A 17665-nucleotide genomic window follows, 5' to 3' on the forward strand; every position below is an offset into this window, starting at 1 on the left:
ATCTTGCACCCGCCCCGCTTTATCGCCAGACTGTCGCCTCCATTCGGGAGGGAATCATGGTCTTACACTCCACGCGCTGGCTGGCGCTTAGTTACTTCACCTATTTCTTTAGCTACGGTATCTTCCTGCCTTTCTGGAGCGTCTGGCTTTCCGGACTTGGCCTGACGCCGGAAACCATCGGTATGCTGCTCGGCGCCGGGCTGGTGTCGCGTTTTCTTGGCAGCCTGCTGATTGCGCCGCGGGTCAGCGACCCGTCCCGACTGATCTCTTCTCTACGCATTCTGGCTTTGCTGACGCTGCTTTTTGCGCTCGCATTTTGGGTCGGCCATCATGTCGCCTGGCTAATGGTGATTATCGTCGGCTTTAACCTCTTTTTCTCGCCGCTGGTGCCGCTCACCGACGCGCTGGCGAATACCTGGCAAAAGCAGATCACCATGGACTACGGGCGCGTGCGTCTGTGGGGATCGATAGCTTTCGTCATTGGTTCGGCGCTAACCGGGAAGCTGGTCAGCCTGTATGACTACCGGATGATACTGGTGATGCTCAGCGTCGGCATTGCTTCAATGCTGCTCGGCATGTTGCTGAAACCGTCGGTGCAGCCGCAGGGAGAGACCCGCCAGCAGGAAGCGGCCGGCCTGGCGGCCTGGCTTACGCTGGTGCGGCAAAGCTGGCGCTTCCTCGCCTGCGTCTGTTTGCTGCAGGGAGCGCACGCCGCCTACTACGGATTTAGCGCTATCTACTGGCAGGAGGCGGGGTATTCGGCCTCCGCGGTGGGCTATCTGTGGTCGCTTGGCGTGGTGGCGGAAGTGGTGATTTTCGCGCTGAGCAAAAAAGTCTTCCGTCGCTTTAGCGCCCGCGATCTACTGCTGCTGTCCGCGGTGTGCGGGCTGATTCGCTGGACGATGATGGGCTGGACGACGGCGCTACCCTGGCTTATCGTCGCGCAGATCCTCCACTGCGGCACCTTTACGGTGTGCCATCTGGCGGCGATGCGCTATATCGCAGCGCGTCAGGGCAGCGAAGTGATCCGCCTGCAGGCGGTCTACTCCGCCGTCGCGATGGGCGGCAGCATTGCGGTGATGACGGTATTTGCCGGTTTCCTCTACCAGCATCTGCACCAGGGCGTGTTCTGGGTAATGGCGTTGGTGGCCTTACCGGCGCTGGTGGTGAGGCCAAAAGCGGTAGCCTAGGCCTCCAGCATTTTGCAAATCTGCTGCTGCTGATGATCGCTGAACGCCTCTTCAGCATGAAACAGCGGCGGTGAAAACAGCGGTAGCGCGGTGGTATAGGGAGTGACGATCAGCGTCACTTCCTTCGGGGCGCCCTCTTTCTGAAAGGTGCTCACGCTCAAATACTTGATATTGAGCGGCAGCAGGGTTAACTCGCGCAGCTGCTGCTCCAGCGACTGCTCAAGATCCGGATTATCATCGGTAAGCAGCACCACCTGCTTCTCTTGCAGATCGCTTTTTTGCATCAGCCATGCGCCGAAAATCACCGCGATCAGGCTGACTTCCTCCTGGCTAAACCGCACTTGCCAGCTGGCTTCGAACTCCTCCAGTGCGGCCTGGGTGGTGCGCATCAGGCGGGGATAAAGACGGCCAATTTCCTCCGGCAGCGCGTTATCGATACCGATAGCGAAAACGCTGCGATGTAACGCCTGCGAGAGGTGGATATAGAGCTGATCGCTGAGCCCCTGTTCATCGCTAAACGGACGACCCGCCAGGTTCTGAAAGCGGTGAATCAGGCCAGATATAGCCAGATGCAGACGTCGATCCTGCTGATGACCATCGCGAATAGGATCGGGAGTTTTCAACAGCATAAACAGCAGGGTCAAAAACAGCTGTTCTCCTGCGTGGGGCGCTGCCGCAACCCGCCGCTGCCAGTGGCGGACAATCTCCTCCGCGAGGGCAAATTCGGCGGCGGCCTGCGCCCAGCGCTGTTGCTCGTGAGTGAAAGAGGGACTCTGCCCAAGGTGGTGCTGCAGCAAACAATACTGTAAATAAAGACGCAGAAAATGCACGTCGCGGCAGTCAAACTGCCGGTTCAGGGCGCGCGAGCAGCGGTTGACCAATGCCTGAAGATTGGTGTCATCATAGAGCGTGCGTGCGATACCCTGCTGTTTAAGCTGCGTTTTCAGAGCCGGGGTAAAATGGTGGCTGACAAAATACGGGCACAGGCGCAGCCCGCGGCGCAGGCCGTGCAGCAGGCATAAGCGTTGATCGAGCGCGGCGCCTTCCATCCGATAGCTGCCGTCCGCTTGTGAAGTCAGGGTCAAGCGGTGATAACGCTGAATTTCGCGTCCCGTCTCCGCGATGTCCTGCCGGGCGGTATCCTCATCAACCTGGGTGAGGTTACCCAGCCATTCGGGCGTCACGGACTGCCCGGGCAGATAAAACATCAGGAGCACCTGGCTACGGCGCTGTGGACTGGAAAGCACAGATGGTGGTTCAATCACTGTCATCATCCGGTTAGTTCCAGTTAGGGTTTTCGTTAAGAGTAGTTAATGTATTGCGGGTGAACAGGGCATTTCCGGGTCTTTACATCAGGATTGCTGGCGGGGTTCACAGAATTTTTCACGCGAGGAACAGATGAAGAGAGTGAAACAATGCGTCAGCGTAGCGTTTTTCATGTTTTTATCGCTATCTGCGGCGGCGCATCCGCACAGTTTCATTAGTCTGCAAACCGAGGCCGTAGCGGAAAATGGGCAGCTTACCGGCTTTAAAATGCGCTGGACGATGGATGAAATCACCTCCGCCGATCTGCTCTATGATGCGGGCAACGCCAAACCCGGTAGCGAAATCTGGAAAAAGCTGGCGGCGGAAGTGATGGCTAACGTACTGGGCCAGCACTATTTCAGCGAGCTGTGGCATAACGGCGAGAGAGTGAAGTTTGATAATCGGCCCGATGGCTATGGCCTTGAGCGCAGCGGCCATCAGGCGGTACTCTCTTTTACTCTGCCGCTGGCGAAGCCGCAGCCTCTGGCCGGGCAAACCTTCACCTTTTCCACCTACGACCCAACTTATTATGTTGATATGTATTATGACCAGGACGCAGACTTTGTTCTGCCGGCTGCAATGACAGCGGGCTGCACGGCAAAAGTGATGACGCCGAAACCTAATGAAAAAATGTTGTCCTACGCGCAGTCGCTGGATAAAGCGGATGCGCCGCCGGAGGATATGGAACTGGGGAATTACTTCGCGCAAAAGGTAACGCTGCAATGTCAGTGATTTTTGCACAAAACGGCCGTTCGCCGCGCTGGCGTCAGCTGTGGCCGCTGGCGCTGTTTCTGCTGCTGGCAGCCGGAGCTGGCTTCTGGCTATGGCGGGCCTGGCCGCAGGTGCTGCTGCAAAGCGCGGTCTGGCAGCGCGCGCTGAATGTCGAACTGAGTCGGCTTCTGCAGGCGGTAGCGGAGAATCCTGCCGCTGCCGGGCTGTCGCTGCTGGGATTTAGCTTCGCCTACGGCGTCCTGCATGCGCTGGGGCCGGGGCATGGCAAGGTGGTCATAACCACCTGGCTGGCAACCCATCCGTCGAAGCTGAAATCGAGCATCGGCCTGACCCTGGCCGCCTCGCTGCTGCAGGGACTGGTGGCCATCGCCTTAGTGGTGGTGGTACTGACGCTGCTGCGGCTGCCGGCAAGACAGCTGCATCTGAGCAGCTTTTGGCTGGAAAAGGGAAGCTATCTGCTGGTCGGCGCGCTGGGCCTTTTGTTGTGCTGGCGTGCGCTAAAAAAGCTGCGCGTACTGCTGCGCCGGCCGACATTCACCGCCTTCACCGCGCATCACGTTCATCACGCCAACTGCGGCTGCGGGCATCAGCATCTGCCGGCGCCGGAACAGCTGCAAAGCGGCGACGACTGGCGGGCTCGGCTGGCTATCGTGCTGTCAATGGGGATGCGGCCCTGCTCCGGAGCGATTATGGTGCTGTTATTCAGCAAGGTTATCGGCGTATTTAGCTGGGGCATGGCGGCCGCGATGGCGATGGCGGCAGGTACCTCGTTAACGATTAGCGCGCTGGCCCTGCTGGTGCATGGCTTCCGTCAGCTGGCGGTCAGGCTGAGCGCCGGCCGGGCGCCGGCACTGTGGAAGCAGATTGGCTGGGCAACGCTGGCGCTGGCCGGCGGCGTGATCTTACTGGCGGCGGCGATAGTGATGTGGAGCAGCGCGATGCCATCGGGCGGCGGCCTGCGTCCGTTTTGAAGCGATAAAAAAAGGAAGCCGCGGCTTCCTTTTTGTTTTTCATTCAGTGAGAAATTAACGCTTCAGCGCTTCGCTCAGCTGCTCGCGCATATTGGCCAGCATCGCTTTCACAACGCGCGGGTTACCTGCAACGATGTTGCCGGTCAGCAGGTAGTTATGGCCGCCGGTAAAGTCGCAGACGATAGCGCCGGCTTCACGGGCGATCAGCTCGCCGGCCGCGAAATCCCACGGTTTCAGCGCGATTTCAAAGTAGCCGTCAACGCGGCCAGCAGCAACGTAGGCCAGATCCAGGGCGGCGGAACCGGTACGGCGGAAGTCCGCGCATTCGGTGAACATGTTGCCGAGGATGTTCATGTAGGAGGTCGCATGCTGTTTTGCTTTGAACGGGAAGCCGGTGGCGATGATCGTGCCATCGAGATCGCGAGCGCTGCTGCCGCGCAGGCGGTAGCCGTTCAGCTGCGCGCCCTGACCGCGGGTTGCGGTAAACAGTTCGTTACGCATTGGATCGTAAACCACGGCTACTTCAGTACGGCCTTTAATGCGTACGGCAATGGATACGGCGAAGTGGGGTAGACGTTTTACAAAGTTGGTGGTGCCATCCAGTGGATCGATAACCCATTGAACATCCTGATCTTCACCAGCGTGCTCACCGCTTTCTTCGGTGATGATGGTGTGCTGCGGGTAAGATTTGCGAATGGTTTCGATAATCATCGCCTCTGCGGCTTTATCGACGTTGGTCACAAAATCATTGCTGCCTTTCTGGCTGGTTTCTACGGAGTCAGGGGTTTCGTAGTGCTTGGCAATTAAATTACCCGCCTTGCGCGCTGCGCGCACGGCGATGTTCAGCATCGGATGCATCGGTATCTCTCACTGGATGTTAAAGAACGGGAAAAAACGGCGCATATAGTAACAGTGAAATCTGCTTATGTCTCCGTTTTATGATAGCATGCACGAATAATCTTTAGCCGAAGAACCATAATGCTGCAAAATATTCGAATCGTACTGGTAGAAACCTCACACACCGGCAATATGGGCTCCGTCGCCCGCGCAATGAAAACCATGGGGTTAACCAACCTCTGGCTGGTCAATCCTCTGGTTAAACCTGATTCTCAGGCCATCGCTCTGGCGGCCGGAGCCAGCGACGTGATTGGCAATGCCAACATCGTTGATACCCTCGATGAGGCCCTGGCGGGGTGCAGCCTGGTCGTGGGAACCAGCGCGCGCTCCCGCACGCTGCCGTGGCCGATGCTCGATCCGCGTGAATGCGGTCTGAAAAGCGTTGCGGAAGCGAAGCATGCGCCGATCGCGCTGGTATTTGGCCGCGAACGCGTAGGCCTGACTAACGAAGAGCTGCAGAAGTGTCACTACCACGTGGCGATTGCCGCGAATCCGGAATACAGTTCGCTGAACCTGGCGATGGCGGTACAGGTTATCTCCTATGAAGTCCGGATGGCCTGGCTGGCGGCGCAGGAACAAAATGAACCTGTCGTTGAGCATGAGGAAACCCCGTATCCGCTGGTGGATGATTTAGAGCGTTTCTACGGTCATCTGGAGCAGACGCTGCTGGCAACCGGTTTTATTCGCGCCAGCCACCCGGGTCAGGTGATGAACAAACTGCGCCGTTTGTTTACTCGCGCCCGTCCGGAAAGCCAGGAGCTGAACATCCTGCGCGGCATGCTGGCGTCAATTGAGCAGCAGCAGAAAAATAAAGAATAATAGTGCCCGCCGTTGCCCGGCGGCGCGATGCTGGCACGGTCGTTGCGGGTTCCCCTCTCCCTGTGGAAGAGGGGCGGAGTGAGGGCGTCAGGCCGCGCTGAAGTGAAACGGCACGGAAAGCCAAATACCTGACTAAAACAGTCAAGTAAATAGTTGACCAATTTACTCGGGAATGTCAGACTTGCCCTTGCTATGCAATACCCATATTAATAAAAAGCCCGGGCAGGGGCGAGTTTGAGGTTAAGTAAGACATGAGACTGACATCTAAAGGGCGTTATGCCGTGACCGCGATGCTTGACGTTGCGCTCAACTCTGAATCGGGTCCGGTTCCGTTGGCTGATATTTCAGAGCGTCAGGGAATTTCGCTTTCCTATCTGGAACAGCTGTTCTCTCGCCTGCGCAAAAATGGTCTGGTTTCCAGCGTACGTGGTCCAGGCGGCGGTTATCTGTTAGGTAAAGAAGCGGGTAGCATCGCGGTTGGTGAAGTTATCAGCGCAGTAGACGAATCCGTTGACGCCACCCGTTGTCAGGGTAAAGGCGGCTGCCAGGGCGGCGATAAGTGCCTTACTCACGCGCTGTGGCGCGATCTGAGCGAGCGACTGACAGGTTTTCTGAATAACATCACGCTGGGCGAACTGGTGAATAACCAGGAAATCCTCGATGTCTCCGGTCGTCAGCACAACCATGAATCCCAGCGTAATACCCGTGCTCAGGACGCTATCGACGTCAAACTGCGCGCGTAGTTCTCGTTCAGTTTCATCTTGCAGCGATGTGCTGCAAGCTGAAACGAACTGAGTAAAAAAGATAAAAAGATTTTCGAATCAGGCCGGGATGCTCCGACATCCTGTGTACTCGGTCGTACATCCAGCCGGTTGCCTGATTCCTTGCATTGAAGCGATGTACGGAGTTTATAGAGCAATGAAATTACCGATCTATCTCGATTACTCCGCAACCACGCCGGTGGACCCGCGTGTTGCCGAGAAAATGATGCAGTTCCTGACCCTGGACGGGACCTTTGGTAACCCGGCCTCTCGTTCACACCGTTTTGGCTGGCAGGCTGAAGAGGCGGTAGATATCGCCCGTAATCAGATTGCCGAGCTGGTCGGCGCTGACCCGCGCGAAATCGTTTTTACCTCCGGCGCGACGGAATCCGATAACCTGGCGATTAAAGGTGCAGCCAACTTTTATCAGAAAAAAGGCAAGCACATCATCACCAGCAAAACCGAACACAAAGCCGTGCTGGATACCTGCCGTCAGCTGGAGCGCGAAGGGTTTGAAGTGACCTACCTCGCCCCGCAGCGTAACGGCATTATCGATTTAAAAGAGCTGGAAGCCGCGATGCGTGATGACACCATCCTGGTTTCCATTATGCACGTGAATAACGAAATCGGCGTGGTGCAGGATATCGCTACCATTGGCGAGATGTGCCGCGCCCGCGGTATCATTTACCACGTTGACGCGACCCAGAGCGTGGGCAAGCTGCCTATCGACCTGAGCCAGCTGAAAGTGGACCTGATGTCCTTCTCCGGCCACAAAATCTACGGCCCGAAAGGCATCGGCGCGCTGTACGTGCGTCGTAAGCCGCGTATCCGTATCGAAGCGCAGATGCACGGCGGTGGTCACGAGCGCGGTATGCGTTCCGGGACGCTGCCAGTCCACCAGATCGTCGGTATGGGTGAAGCTTACCGTATCGCGAAAGAAGAGATGGAAAGCGAAATGGCCCGCCTGCGCGGCCTGCGTAACCGTCTGTGGGACGGCGTAAAAGATATGGAAGAGGTCTACCTGAACGGCGATCTCGAGCAGGGCGCGCCGAACATTCTCAACGTCAGCTTTAACTACGTTGAAGGCGAGTCGCTGATTATGGCGCTGAAAGACCTGGCGGTCTCCTCCGGTTCAGCCTGTACTTCCGCAAGCCTCGAGCCGTCCTACGTGCTGCGCGCGCTGGGGATGACCGACGAGCTGGCGCATAGCTCTATTCGTTTCTCTTTAGGTCGTTTTACTACCGAAGAAGAGATTGACTACACCATCAATCTGGTCCGTAACTCCATCGGCCGTCTGCGCGAACTCTCTCCGCTGTGGGAAATGTTCAAGCAGGGCGTGGATTTGAACAGCATTGAATGGTCACATCACTAATTCGGCACCAATAAGGAGAATTCATCATGGCTTACAGCGAAAAAGTTATCGATCATTACGAGAATCCGCGCAACGTCGGCTCTTTCGACAATAGCGACGAAAACGTCGGCAGCGGTATGGTTGGCGCACCGGCGTGCGGCGACGTGATGAAGTTGCAGATTAAAGTCAACAATGAAGGTATCATTGAAGACGCGCGTTTCAAGACCTACGGCTGCGGTTCCGCTATTGCCTCCAGCTCCCTGGTGACCGAATGGGTGAAAGGGAAGTCGCTGGACGAAGCTCAGGCGATTAAAAACACCGATATCGCCGACGAGCTCGAACTGCCGCCGGTGAAAATTCACTGCTCTATTCTGGCGGAAGACGCGATTAAAGCCGCGATTGCGGATTACAAAAGCAAACGTGAAGCAAAATAATTAAGAGTTGAGGTTTGTTATGTCGATTACTTTAAGCGACAGTGCAGCAGCGCGAGTCAACACCTTTCTGGCCAACCGCGGTAAAGGGTTTGGTCTGCGCCTGGGAGTCAGAACTTCCGGCTGCTCGGGTATGGCTTATGTACTGGAGTTTGTTGACGAGCCGGCGGCAGAAGACACCGTGTTTGAAGACAAAGGCGTGAAGGTCGTGATCGACGGCAAAAGCTTGCAGTTCCTCGACGGCACGCAGCTGGACTTCGTCAAAGAAGGTCTTAACGAAGGGTTTAAGTTCACCAACCCGAACGTGAAAGACGAGTGCGGCTGCGGCGAAAGCTTTAACGTGTAATTGCAATGTCATCTTAACCCCACTGCGGACATCCGTAAGTGGGGTTTGCTTTATCTCGTTAACCCTGAGGTTGTTATGGACTATTTTACCCTCTTCGGGTTACCGGCCAGCTATACCCTTTCGTTAGAACCTCTGGCTGCCCGGTACCAGGAGCTACAGCGCCAGTATCATCCGGACAAGTTCGCCAGCGGCAGCGCGGCCGAACAGCTTGCCGCGGTGCAGCAGTCCGCCACCATCAATCAGGCGTGGCAAACCCTTCGCCACCCGCTGACCCGCGCCGAATATCTCCTTTCGCTTCACGGATTCGATCTCGCCAGCGAGCAGCATACCGTGCGCGATACCGCGTTCCTGATGGAACAGCTGGAACTGCGCGAAGAGCTTGATGAGATAGGCAAGGCGAAAGATGAAGCGCGGCTGGAAAGTTTTATCAAGCGGGTCAAAGCGCAATTTGATACCCGGCATCAGCTGATGGTTGAACAACTGAATAACGAGACGTGGGAGGCGGCGGCGGATACCGTGCGCAAGCTGCGTTTTCTCGATAAACTGCGAAGCAGTGCGGAACAACTCGAAGAAAAACTGCTCGATTTTTAATTTTCGGAAGCAATTATGGCCTTATTACAAATTAGTGAGCCTGGCCTGAGCGCCGCGCCGCACCAGCGACGTCTGGCGGCGGGTATCGACCTGGGCACCACCAATTCACTGGTTGCTACCGTGCGTAGCGGCCAGGCCGAAACCCTGCCCGACCATCAGGGGCGCTATTTGCTGCCATCGGTGGTGAACTATCAGGCTTCGGGTTTGACGGTGGGCTACGACGCGCGACAAAACGCCGCTCAGGATCCGGTCAACACCATTAGCTCCGTCAAACGCATGATGGGGCGCTCTTTGGCCGATATCGAGGCCCGCTACCCGCATCTGCCTTATCACCTGCAGGCCAGCGAAAACGGCCTGCCGATGATTCAGACAACGGGCGGACTGCTCAATCCGGTTCGCGTTTCTGCCGATATTCTGAAGGCGCTGGCCGCACGCGCCACCGAGGCGCTGGCGGGCGAGCTTGACGGCGTAGTGATCACCGTGCCGGCCTACTTCGATGATGCCCAGCGTCAGGGTACCAAAGATGCCGCGCGTCTGGCGGGCCTGCACGTCCTGCGTCTTCTGAACGAACCCACTGCGGCGGCGATTGCCTACGGTCTGGACTCCGGTCAGGAAGGAACTATCGCGGTTTACGATCTCGGCGGCGGCACTTTTGATATCTCCGTGCTGCGCTTGAGTCGCGGCGTATTTGAAGTCCTGGCGACCGGCGGCGATTCCGCGCTCGGCGGTGACGATTTCGATCATCTGTTGGCCGATTATCTGCGCGAGCAGGCTGGCCTGAACGATCGCAGCGATAACCGCCTGCAGCGTGAGCTGCTCGACGCGGCCATCGCGGCAAAAATCGCCCTCAGCGATGCCGATACGGCGCGGGTGAATGTCGGTGGCTGGCAGGGTGAAGTGACCCGCAGCCAGTTTAATGAGCTGATCGCGCCGCTGGTAAAACGTACATTATTGGCCTGCCGTCGCGCGTTGAAAGATGCAGGCGTTGAGGCGCAAGAGGTTCTGGAAGTGGTGATGGTGGGCGGCTCGACCCGCGTGCCGCTGGTGCGTGAACGCGTCGGCGAGTTCTTTGGCCGTACGCCGCTGACCTCTATCGATCCGGATAAAGTCGTCGCCATCGGCGCGGCGATTCAGGCGGACATTCTGGTAGGCAATAAGCCGGACAGCGAACTGCTGCTGCTTGATGTCATCCCACTCTCCCTGGGGCTGGAAACCATGGGTGGCCTGGTGGAAAAGGTTATTCCGCGTAACACCACCATACCTGTCGCGCGCGCGCAGGAGTTCACCACCTTCAAAGATGGCCAGACGGCGATGTCTATCCATGTTATGCAGGGCGAGCGCGAGCTGGTGCAGGACTGCCGTTCCCTGGCGCGCTTTGCGCTGCGCGGCATTCCGGCATTACCGGCGGGCGGAGCGCATATTCGCGTGACCTTCCAGGTGGATGCCGACGGCCTGCTGAGCGTGACGGCGATGGAGAAATCGACCGGCGTCGAGGCCTCAATTCAGGTGAAGCCGTCCTACGGTCTGACCGACGGCGAGATCGCCAGCATGATTAAAGATTCGATGAGCTACGCCGAACAGGACGTCCAGGCGCGTATGCTGGCCGAGCAAAAAGTTGAAGCCGCACGCGTGCTGGAAAGTCTGGTCAGCGCGCTGGCCTCCGACGCCGCGCTGTTAAGCGCCGCAGAGCGTCAGGCTATCGATGACGCCGCGGAGCAAGTACGCGCCGCAGCGGCAGGCGATGATGCCGATGCAATCAAAGAAGCGATTAAAAATATCGACACACAAACCCAGGAATTTGCCGCACGTCGTATGGATCAATCGGTCCGTATCGCGCTGAAAGGCCAATCCGTGGACGAGGTTTAAAATGCCAAAAATTGTTTTTCTGCCCCACCAGGACCTGTGTCCGGATGGCGTAGTTGTGGAAGCTGAGACCGGTGAGACCATTCTTGATGCTGCTCTGCGTAGCGGCATTGAGATTGAACACGCCTGCGAAAAATCCTGTGCCTGCACCACCTGCCACTGCATCGTGCGCGAAGGCTTTGACTCGCTGGCTGAAAGTACCGAAGATGAAGACGACATGCTGGATAAGGCCTGGGGGCTTGAACCCGACAGCCGTCTGAGCTGCCAGGCGCGGGTGACTGACGAAGATTTGGTCATCGAAATTCCGCGTTACACCATCAACCACGCACGCGAGCATTAATATGGGACTGAAATGGACCGATAGTCGTGAAATCGGCGAAGCGCTGTACGACGCTTTCCCGGATCTCGACCCGAAAACCGTTCGCTTCACCGATCTGCATCAGTGGATTTGCGACCTGGAAGAGTTTGATGACGATCCAAACGCATCCAATGAAAAAATTCTTGAGGCGATTCTGCTAGTCTGGTTAGACGAAGCCGAATAATTTTCGCGTCATGATTTACCCGGTGGTTTTAAGCCGAGTGAATCAACGAGCGAAAGAACTTTACGGGCTGCCATACGGCGGCCCGTTTGCTAAGAAGGATAATGATAATGACCGAAGCTATGAAAATTACGCTTACCGCTCAGCCAGCCGATGCGCGCTGGGGAGAAAAAGCGTCTTACAGCATGAATAACGACGGCATCGCCCTGCACCTGAACGGCAAAGACGACCTGGGTTTGATTCAGCGCGCGGCGCGTAAAATTGACGGCATGGGTATTAAACATGTCGCGCTTGACGGCGAGGGCTGGGATACCGACCGCGCATGGGCGTTCTGGGCGGGTTATAAAGGCCCGAAAGGCAGTCGCAAAGTTGAGTGGCCAGCTCTTGACGATGCGCAGAAAAGCGAACTGGATAACCGCCTGACCATTATTGACTGGGTGCGCGACACCATCAACGCCCCGGCGGAAGAGCTGGGGCCGGAACAGCTGGCGCAGCGTGCGGTAGACCTGCTGTGCAGCGTGGCCTGCGATAACGTCTCTTATCGCATCACTAAGGGCGAAGATCTGCGCGAGCAGAACTACCTGGGCCTCCACACCGTCGGCCGCGGATCCGAGCGTCCGCCGGTCCTGCTGGCGCTGGACTATAACCCGACTGGCGACAAAGAAGCTCCGGTATACGCCTGTCTGGTCGGCAAAGGCATTACCTTTGACTCAGGCGGATACAGCATCAAGCAGAGCGCATTTATGGACTCAATGAAGTCCGATATGGGCGGCGCGGCGACGGTAACCGGCGCGCTGGCGTTCGCCATTACTCGCGGCCTGAACAAGCGCGTGAAGCTGTATCTGTGCTGTGCCGATAACCTGATTAGCGGTAACGCCTTCAAACTGGGCGATATTATTCACTATCGCAACGGCAAAACCGTGGAAATCATGAACACCGATGCGGAAGGTCGTCTGGTGCTGGCGGACGGCTTGATCGATGCTTCGGCGCAAAAGCCGGAGCTGATCATCGATGCCGCCACGCTGACCGGCGCGGCGAAAACCGCGCTGGGCAATGACTATCACGCCCTGTTCAGCTTTGACGACAGGCTGGCGAATCGCCTGCTGGCGAGCGCGCAGGCTGAAAACGAAGCTTTCTGGCGTCTGCCGCTGGCTGAGTTCCACCGCGGCCAGCTGCCGTCCAACTTTGCTGAACTGAACAATACCGGCAGCGCGGCCTATCCGGCCGGCGCCAGCACCGCGGCGGGCTTCCTGTCCCACTTCGTGGAGAATTACCATGAAGGCTGGCTGCACATCGACTGCTCGGCGACCTACCGCAAATCTGCGGTTGAGCAGTGGTCGGCGGGCGCGACCGGCCTCGGCGTGCGCACTATTGCGAATCTGTTGACCGCGGAATAACTCTTTCCCCTCACCCTGACTCTCTCCCTGAGGATGAGACAACGTTCGGTTTTCTCCCGCTGAGGAGAGCGTCGGGGCGGAGGGATCATCGTTGTGGAACTACTATGTCCGAAACTAAAAATGAGCTAGAAATCCTGCTGGAGAAGGCGGCTATAGAACCAGGCCATCGTCCGGCTTTTTTCCGCAGTTTGCTGGAAGCCACCGTTTGGGTACCGGGAGCCGCCGCGCAGGGCGAGCAGGTCGTTGAAGACAGCGTACTGGATCTGCAGCACTGGGAAAAAGATGATGGTACATCGGTCATTCCTTTCTTCACCTCGCTGGCGGCGCTGCAGCAGGCCGTTGAGGACGAACAGTCTTTCGTGGTGATGCCGGTGCGCACGCTATTTGCCATGACCCTCGGCGAGACGCTCTATCTCAATGCCAAACTCGCCACCGGCAAAGAGTTTGCGCCGCGTGAGATCAGCCATCTGCTGGGCGAAGAGGGCAGCCCGCTCAGCACCCAGACCGTGCTGGAAGGCGGAGAGTCGCTGCTGCTGTCTGAGGTTGCCGAGCCGCCCGCGCAGATGGTGGACTCGCTGACCACGCTGTTTAAGACGCTGAAAACGGTGAAGCGCGCGTTTTTATGCTCTATCAAAGACAGCGCCGATGCGCCAGCCAACCTGCTGATTGGCATTGAAGCGGAAGGCGATATTGAGGAGGTTATTCAGGCGACCGGCAGCGTGGCGACCGATACGCTTCCCGGCGATGAGCCGATTGACATCTGTCAGGTGGTGGAGGGTGAAAAGGGAATTAGCCACTTTATGATCGCCCACATTACGCCATTTTATGAAAAGCGCTGGGGCAGCTTCCTGCGCGACTTTAAGCAAAATCGTATTATTTAACACAACGGGGGCCCGGGCCCCCGTTGTGCTATCTACTGCCTATTGGGCCGGCTCAATCGGTAAATCCGTCCGCGCGCCCCATTCGCTCCATGAGCCGTCGTACAGGCTAACGCCGTTAACGCCGAGAGTAGTGAGCGCCAGCACGACGACCGCCGCCGTTACGCCAGAGCCGCAGCTGGCAATAATCGGCCGTTCAAAATCGACGCCCTGACGCGCAAAAATCTCGTTGAGTTCATCAGTGGTTTTAAGTTCGCCGTTAATCACCAGTTCAGTCCACGGCACGTTTAGCGCGCCGGGAATATGCCCGCAGCGCAGGCCCGGTCGCGGCTCTGCCACCTGGCCATTAAAGCGCCCTGCCGGACGCGCATCGACGATCTGCGCCGATCCTTCATGGCTGACCAGCAGCACATCGGTCAGCCGCTTGATCGCCAGCGGATCGACGCGTCCGTCAAAATCCCCTTCCGGCAGTTCGGGAAGGCCTTGCTCCAGCGGTAGCCCATCGCGGCGCCAGCCTTCCAGCCCACCCGCAACAATCGACACCTTTTCAACGCCGAACGTGCGCAGCATCCACCAGGCGCGCGGCGCAGAGAAGAGATTACCTTCATCGTATACCACCAGGTGCTTATCGCTGCTGACGCCTAGTTCGCGCATGGCGACGGCAAACGCCTCCGCGCGCGGCATCATGTGCGGCAGCGGGCTGGTGTGATCGGAGAGGGCTTCGATATCAAAAAAGACGGCGCCGGGAATATGACCGGCCTGATACTCAGCGTTAAGATCGCGCTCTTCCTGTCCCGGCGGCGCCATCCGCGCGTCGATAATCTGGATTTCCGGGTCATCAATATGCTCTGCCAGCCAGTCGGCAGCGACAAAAAACGAGGTAGACATGAGTGCCTCCGTGTCATCAACAATAGAGTGATTGTTGTTGTTTTTTGCGATATCGACAAGGCATTTTCAAGAAGAGGCGGTGGGAATGTGATGCTCCCCCGAGCAGCGTCGGGGGAGGGGGGGCTTAAAACGCGTTTTGCTGCAGATAGCGCCAGGCGTACTGCGCGTACAGTTCAGCGCCGCTTTTCATCACCTGCTCGTCAATATTAAAGCAGCCGTGATGGTGCGCGTAGTCGCTGCCTTTCTCTTTATTTCCTGAGCCAAGCAGCGCAAAGGCGCCGGGGATATTTTCCATATAAAAACTGAAATCTTCTCCGCCGGTAGTCGGCTTTTCGTTGAAAAGGACGCTATCGCCGAATGCGTCGCGGATAACCGACTGCGCCAGCAGCGCGCTGCGCTCTTCGTTGATCACCGGTAGCGTACCGTAGCAGTAGTCAACCTGAGCGGTCGCCCCATACACTGCGGCAGTATGCTCGGCATAGCGGCTAATCGCCGTTTCCAGCCGCTGGCGCGCTTCAAGACTAAAGCAGCGTACGGTACCGTCAAGAACGGCGTTTTCAGCGATGACGTTAAAGCGCGTGCCGACATCCATTTTGCCGATAGTCACTACCGCAGATTCCAGCGGGGAAGTTTCTCGCGCCACAATAGCCTGTAGATTCATCACGAAAGCGGAAGCGACGACCGCCGCATCGACGCAGGCCTCCGGCATCGAACCATGGCCGCCGCGGCCGCGGAAGGTCACTTTCAGTAAATCGGCTGAGGCAAAGGATGAACCGACGTTACAGGAGATTTTGCCGGACGGCGTGCCCGACCAGATATGCATTCCGAAAACGTTATCCACGTTATCAATCGCTCCCTGCTGTATCATCGCCTTTGCCCCTTCGGCAATCTCTTCCGCAGGCTGAAAGATGAGCCGTACGTTGCCCGTCAGCTGTTCGCGAACATCATATAATGCATGGGCGGCGGTCAGCAGCATGGCGGTATGGGCGTCGTGGCCGCAGGCGTGCATTTTCCCGGGCGTTTGTGATTTATAGTCGAGCGGATCGTTCAGCTCCCGTACCGGCAGCGCATCCATATCGGCGCGCAGAGCCACAGTTTTACCCGGCTTGCCGCCGATGATGTCGGCGATGATTCCGGTGGGATGAGTGCGGCGGTAAGGGATACCGATAGCCTCCAGTTCGGCGGCGACGCGATCCGTCGTGCGCTTCTCCTCCCAGGGAAGTTCCGGATGGGCGTGCAGGTCGCGGCGAAAAGCGATCATCGCCTGTTCTTGTCTGGCGATAATCGCGGTGATATCAGGGTTAATCATCAATGGCTCCATAATTTGCTAAAAATTCAACGCGCTCAACCGAGCACCGGCGTCAGATAGCCGACCAGAATTCCGGCTAACACCACCGAAACCATGGTGACGGAGACGAATCCGCCAACCAGCATCGGGCCCAGCATATGGTGGGTGAGCATCTGGCGCTCTTTTTCATCGTGGGTGAGGGCGTTGATGGCCTCGTTGGTAATAATGTAGTCGGCGGGAAAACCGTACAGCGCGGTCAAAGAGATGGCGAATGCCATCGGACCGCTGACGCCAAGCAGTTTTCCGACCAGCCAGGAGACAACAAACATACCTATCACCGCCGTGGCGATTAACACTACCATCGGGAATAGCAGACGCAGCAGCATCTCCGGCGTGGCTTTGTTCAACGTATCAAAGATAAAGAGCATCAACGCCATAATGGCGAAGCCAAAGCCGTTAGCCTTATGCAGGGTATGTTTTTCCAGGAAGCCTAACGAGGTAAATACGACGCCAAAAAACAGACACAGTACGAAGGGGCTGATATTCACGATTGGCTTTGCGAGGTCAGCGACGACCCAGGCCAGACAGCCGACCAGCGCCAGACGCAGGAATTTAAAGTAATTGCTGTTGTAGCTGACGGGGATTTTACTGAACAGGCGCGGCATTTTCTCCTCGCCGACGGCGAGCATCGCGTGCTCTTCGGCAATGTCATCAGGGCGCTGTTCGCCGCTGCGGTAGCGGGCAAGCAGCGTTTTGCCTTCTCGTTGCAGCATAATCGCGGTCAGCGGATATCCGGCGAACCCCTGCATCACGTAAATCAAAATGGCAAAAACCGACAGGTCTACCAGGCCGGCGTTACTGGCGCCCTGCGACATAATCAGCGATGACACGATACCCCCGACCAGCGGAGGAATGGTGACCAGCGCGGTGTTAAGATCGAATAGCATCATGCTCACCGCAAAGACGGCCACCGCGATCCCGGCAATACCGGCGAGAGAGATGACCACGGTCTTCCACTGCTGCGCCAGCTCTTTCAGCGACAGCAGGGTGCCCATATTAGTGATTAACAGATACATGAGCATTATGGCAACTGGCGTACCGATCCCGGCCCGGCTAATGATATCTGCCGGAAAAAATGTCCAGTAGCCGACTAAAAACAGAACGGCACAGACAAATACCGAGGGAATCCAGGCTTTTGTGCGGGTAGAAACAACGTCGCCGATATAAAGAATTAAAATAATAATCGACAGTGCGACCATTTGAGACATAAATAACTTCCATATTATTTATCCCATATAAGGAATATGAGATGGGTTGATGTTGTGCTTTCCGGAAGACTGTGGAACGGACAGTCACTATCATCGCCAGGGTAATGATTTATATTTTAAAGGCATTGATATCCCGAACAATAAATAGAA

General features: G+C 57.0%; 19 protein-coding genes. 14 read left to right on the forward strand and 5 right to left on the reverse strand.

Translation table 11 applies throughout. The features are described from left to right. Window positions 1-56 precede the first annotated feature (56 nt). Entirely contained in the window at window positions 57-1190 is a 1134-nt protein-coding gene (locus tag K2184_RS05950; RefSeq protein ID WP_004114454.1) for a 3-phenylpropionate MFS transporter, read from the forward strand. Here K2184_RS05950 and csiE read toward each other — a convergent pair. Next, window positions 1187-2464 (reverse strand): stationary phase inducible protein CsiE, encoded by a 1278-nt coding sequence (gene csiE, locus K2184_RS05955; protein WP_163525794.1) that lies wholly within the window; start codon window positions 2462-2464, stop codon window positions 1187-1189. The genes K2184_RS05950 and csiE overlap by 4 nt on opposite strands. 124 nt (window positions 2465-2588) lie before the next feature. On the opposite strand from csiE, the gene K2184_RS05960 reads away from it, so the two are divergent. After that, window positions 2589-3227: a DUF1007 family protein gene (locus K2184_RS05960; RefSeq protein ID WP_004114434.1), complete on the forward strand. Its 639-nt coding sequence runs from the start codon at window positions 2589-2591 to the stop codon at window positions 3225-3227. Then, complete coding sequence (locus K2184_RS05965) at window positions 3218-4198, forward strand: nickel/cobalt transporter (protein WP_023329920.1); 981 nt, start codon at window positions 3218-3220, stop codon at window positions 4196-4198. The genes K2184_RS05960 and K2184_RS05965 overlap by 10 nt, the downstream gene beginning before the upstream one ends. 54 nt (window positions 4199-4252) lie before the next feature. Here the strand turns inward: K2184_RS05965 and suhB are convergent, their stop codons facing one another. Further along, window positions 4253-5056, reverse strand: coding sequence for an inositol-1-monophosphatase (suhB, locus tag K2184_RS05970; protein ID WP_004104514.1), 804 nt, complete (start codon window positions 5054-5056; stop codon window positions 4253-4255). A 120-nt stretch (window positions 5057-5176) separates the two neighbouring features. Here suhB and trmJ point away from each other — a divergent pair, with 120 nt between their 5' ends. The 11 genes from trmJ to sseB all read left to right on the forward strand — a co-directional run bounded on the left by trmJ (window position 5177) and on the right by sseB (window position 14074). After that, on the forward strand, window positions 5177-5914 hold the full coding sequence (trmJ, locus tag K2184_RS05975; RefSeq protein WP_004114430.1) for a tRNA (cytosine(32)/uridine(32)-2'-O)-methyltransferase TrmJ: 738 nt from the start codon (window positions 5177-5179) through the stop codon (window positions 5912-5914). 251 nt (window positions 5915-6165) lie between these two features. Then, complete coding sequence (iscR, locus tag K2184_RS05980) at window positions 6166-6657, forward strand: Fe-S cluster assembly transcriptional regulator IscR (protein ID WP_004104510.1); 492 nt, start codon at window positions 6166-6168, stop codon at window positions 6655-6657. 175 nt (window positions 6658-6832) lie between these two features. Then, entirely contained in the window at window positions 6833-8047 is a 1215-nt protein-coding gene (gene iscS, locus K2184_RS05985; RefSeq protein ID WP_004134936.1) for a cysteine desulfurase, read from the forward strand. 26 nt (window positions 8048-8073) lie between these two features. Next, entirely contained in the window at window positions 8074-8460 is a 387-nt protein-coding gene (gene iscU, locus K2184_RS05990; RefSeq protein WP_002913991.1) for a Fe-S cluster assembly scaffold IscU, read from the forward strand. A gap of 19 nt (window positions 8461-8479) precedes the next feature. Beyond that, complete coding sequence (gene iscA, locus K2184_RS05995) at window positions 8480-8803, forward strand: iron-sulfur cluster assembly protein IscA (protein WP_004104506.1); 324 nt, start codon at window positions 8480-8482, stop codon at window positions 8801-8803. A gap of 75 nt (window positions 8804-8878) precedes the next feature. After that, window positions 8879-9394, forward strand: a complete 516-nt coding sequence (gene hscB, locus K2184_RS06000; RefSeq protein ID WP_004104505.1) for a co-chaperone HscB — start codon at window positions 8879-8881, stop codon at window positions 9392-9394. A gap of 15 nt (window positions 9395-9409) precedes the next feature. Next, window positions 9410-11260: a Fe-S protein assembly chaperone HscA gene (gene hscA, locus K2184_RS06005; protein WP_004104504.1), complete on the forward strand. Its 1851-nt coding sequence runs from the start codon at window positions 9410-9412 to the stop codon at window positions 11258-11260. Between the two features lies 1 nt (window position 11261). After that, window positions 11262-11597 carry an ISC system 2Fe-2S type ferredoxin gene (gene fdx, locus K2184_RS06010; RefSeq protein ID WP_004104503.1) on the forward strand — a complete coding sequence of 112 codons (336 nt, stop codon included), beginning with the start codon at window positions 11262-11264 and terminating at the stop codon, window positions 11595-11597. A 1-nt stretch (window position 11598) separates the two neighbouring features. Further along, complete coding sequence (gene iscX / locus K2184_RS06015; protein ID WP_004104502.1) at window positions 11599-11799, forward strand: Fe-S cluster assembly protein IscX; 201 nt, start codon at window positions 11599-11601, stop codon at window positions 11797-11799. A 107-nt stretch (window positions 11800-11906) separates the two neighbouring features. After that, on the forward strand, window positions 11907-13193 hold the full coding sequence (pepB, locus tag K2184_RS06020; RefSeq protein ID WP_004104501.1) for an aminopeptidase PepB: 1287 nt from the start codon (window positions 11907-11909) through the stop codon (window positions 13191-13193). Window positions 13194-13297: 104 nt separating this feature from the next. Continuing rightward, the gene (gene sseB, locus K2184_RS06025) at window positions 13298-14074 is read left to right on the forward strand and encodes an enhanced serine sensitivity protein SseB (RefSeq protein ID WP_004104500.1); all 777 of its coding nucleotides are present in this window, start codon (window positions 13298-13300) and stop codon (window positions 14072-14074) included. Window positions 14075-14113: 39 nt separating this feature from the next. Here the strand turns inward: sseB and sseA are convergent, their stop codons facing one another. The 3 genes from sseA to K2184_RS06040 all read right to left on the reverse strand — a co-directional run bounded on the left by sseA (window position 14114) and on the right by K2184_RS06040 (window position 17515). Further along, the gene (gene sseA, locus K2184_RS06030) at window positions 14114-14959 is read right to left on the reverse strand and encodes a 3-mercaptopyruvate sulfurtransferase (RefSeq protein WP_004104499.1); all 846 of its coding nucleotides are present in this window, start codon (window positions 14957-14959) and stop codon (window positions 14114-14116) included. A gap of 124 nt (window positions 14960-15083) precedes the next feature. Continuing rightward, entirely contained in the window at window positions 15084-16268 is a 1185-nt protein-coding gene (locus K2184_RS06035) for a M20 family metallopeptidase (RefSeq protein ID WP_004104498.1), read from the reverse strand. 35 nt (window positions 16269-16303) lie between these two features. Next, window positions 16304-17515: a hypothetical protein gene (locus K2184_RS06040; RefSeq protein ID WP_023321430.1), complete on the reverse strand. Its 1212-nt coding sequence runs from the start codon at window positions 17513-17515 to the stop codon at window positions 16304-16306. Window positions 17516-17665 lie beyond the last annotated feature (150 nt).

Source organism: Klebsiella sp. K5-306 (assembly GCF_051835185.1).
GTDB lineage: Bacteria > Pseudomonadota > Gammaproteobacteria > Enterobacterales > Enterobacteriaceae > Klebsiella > Klebsiella oxytoca.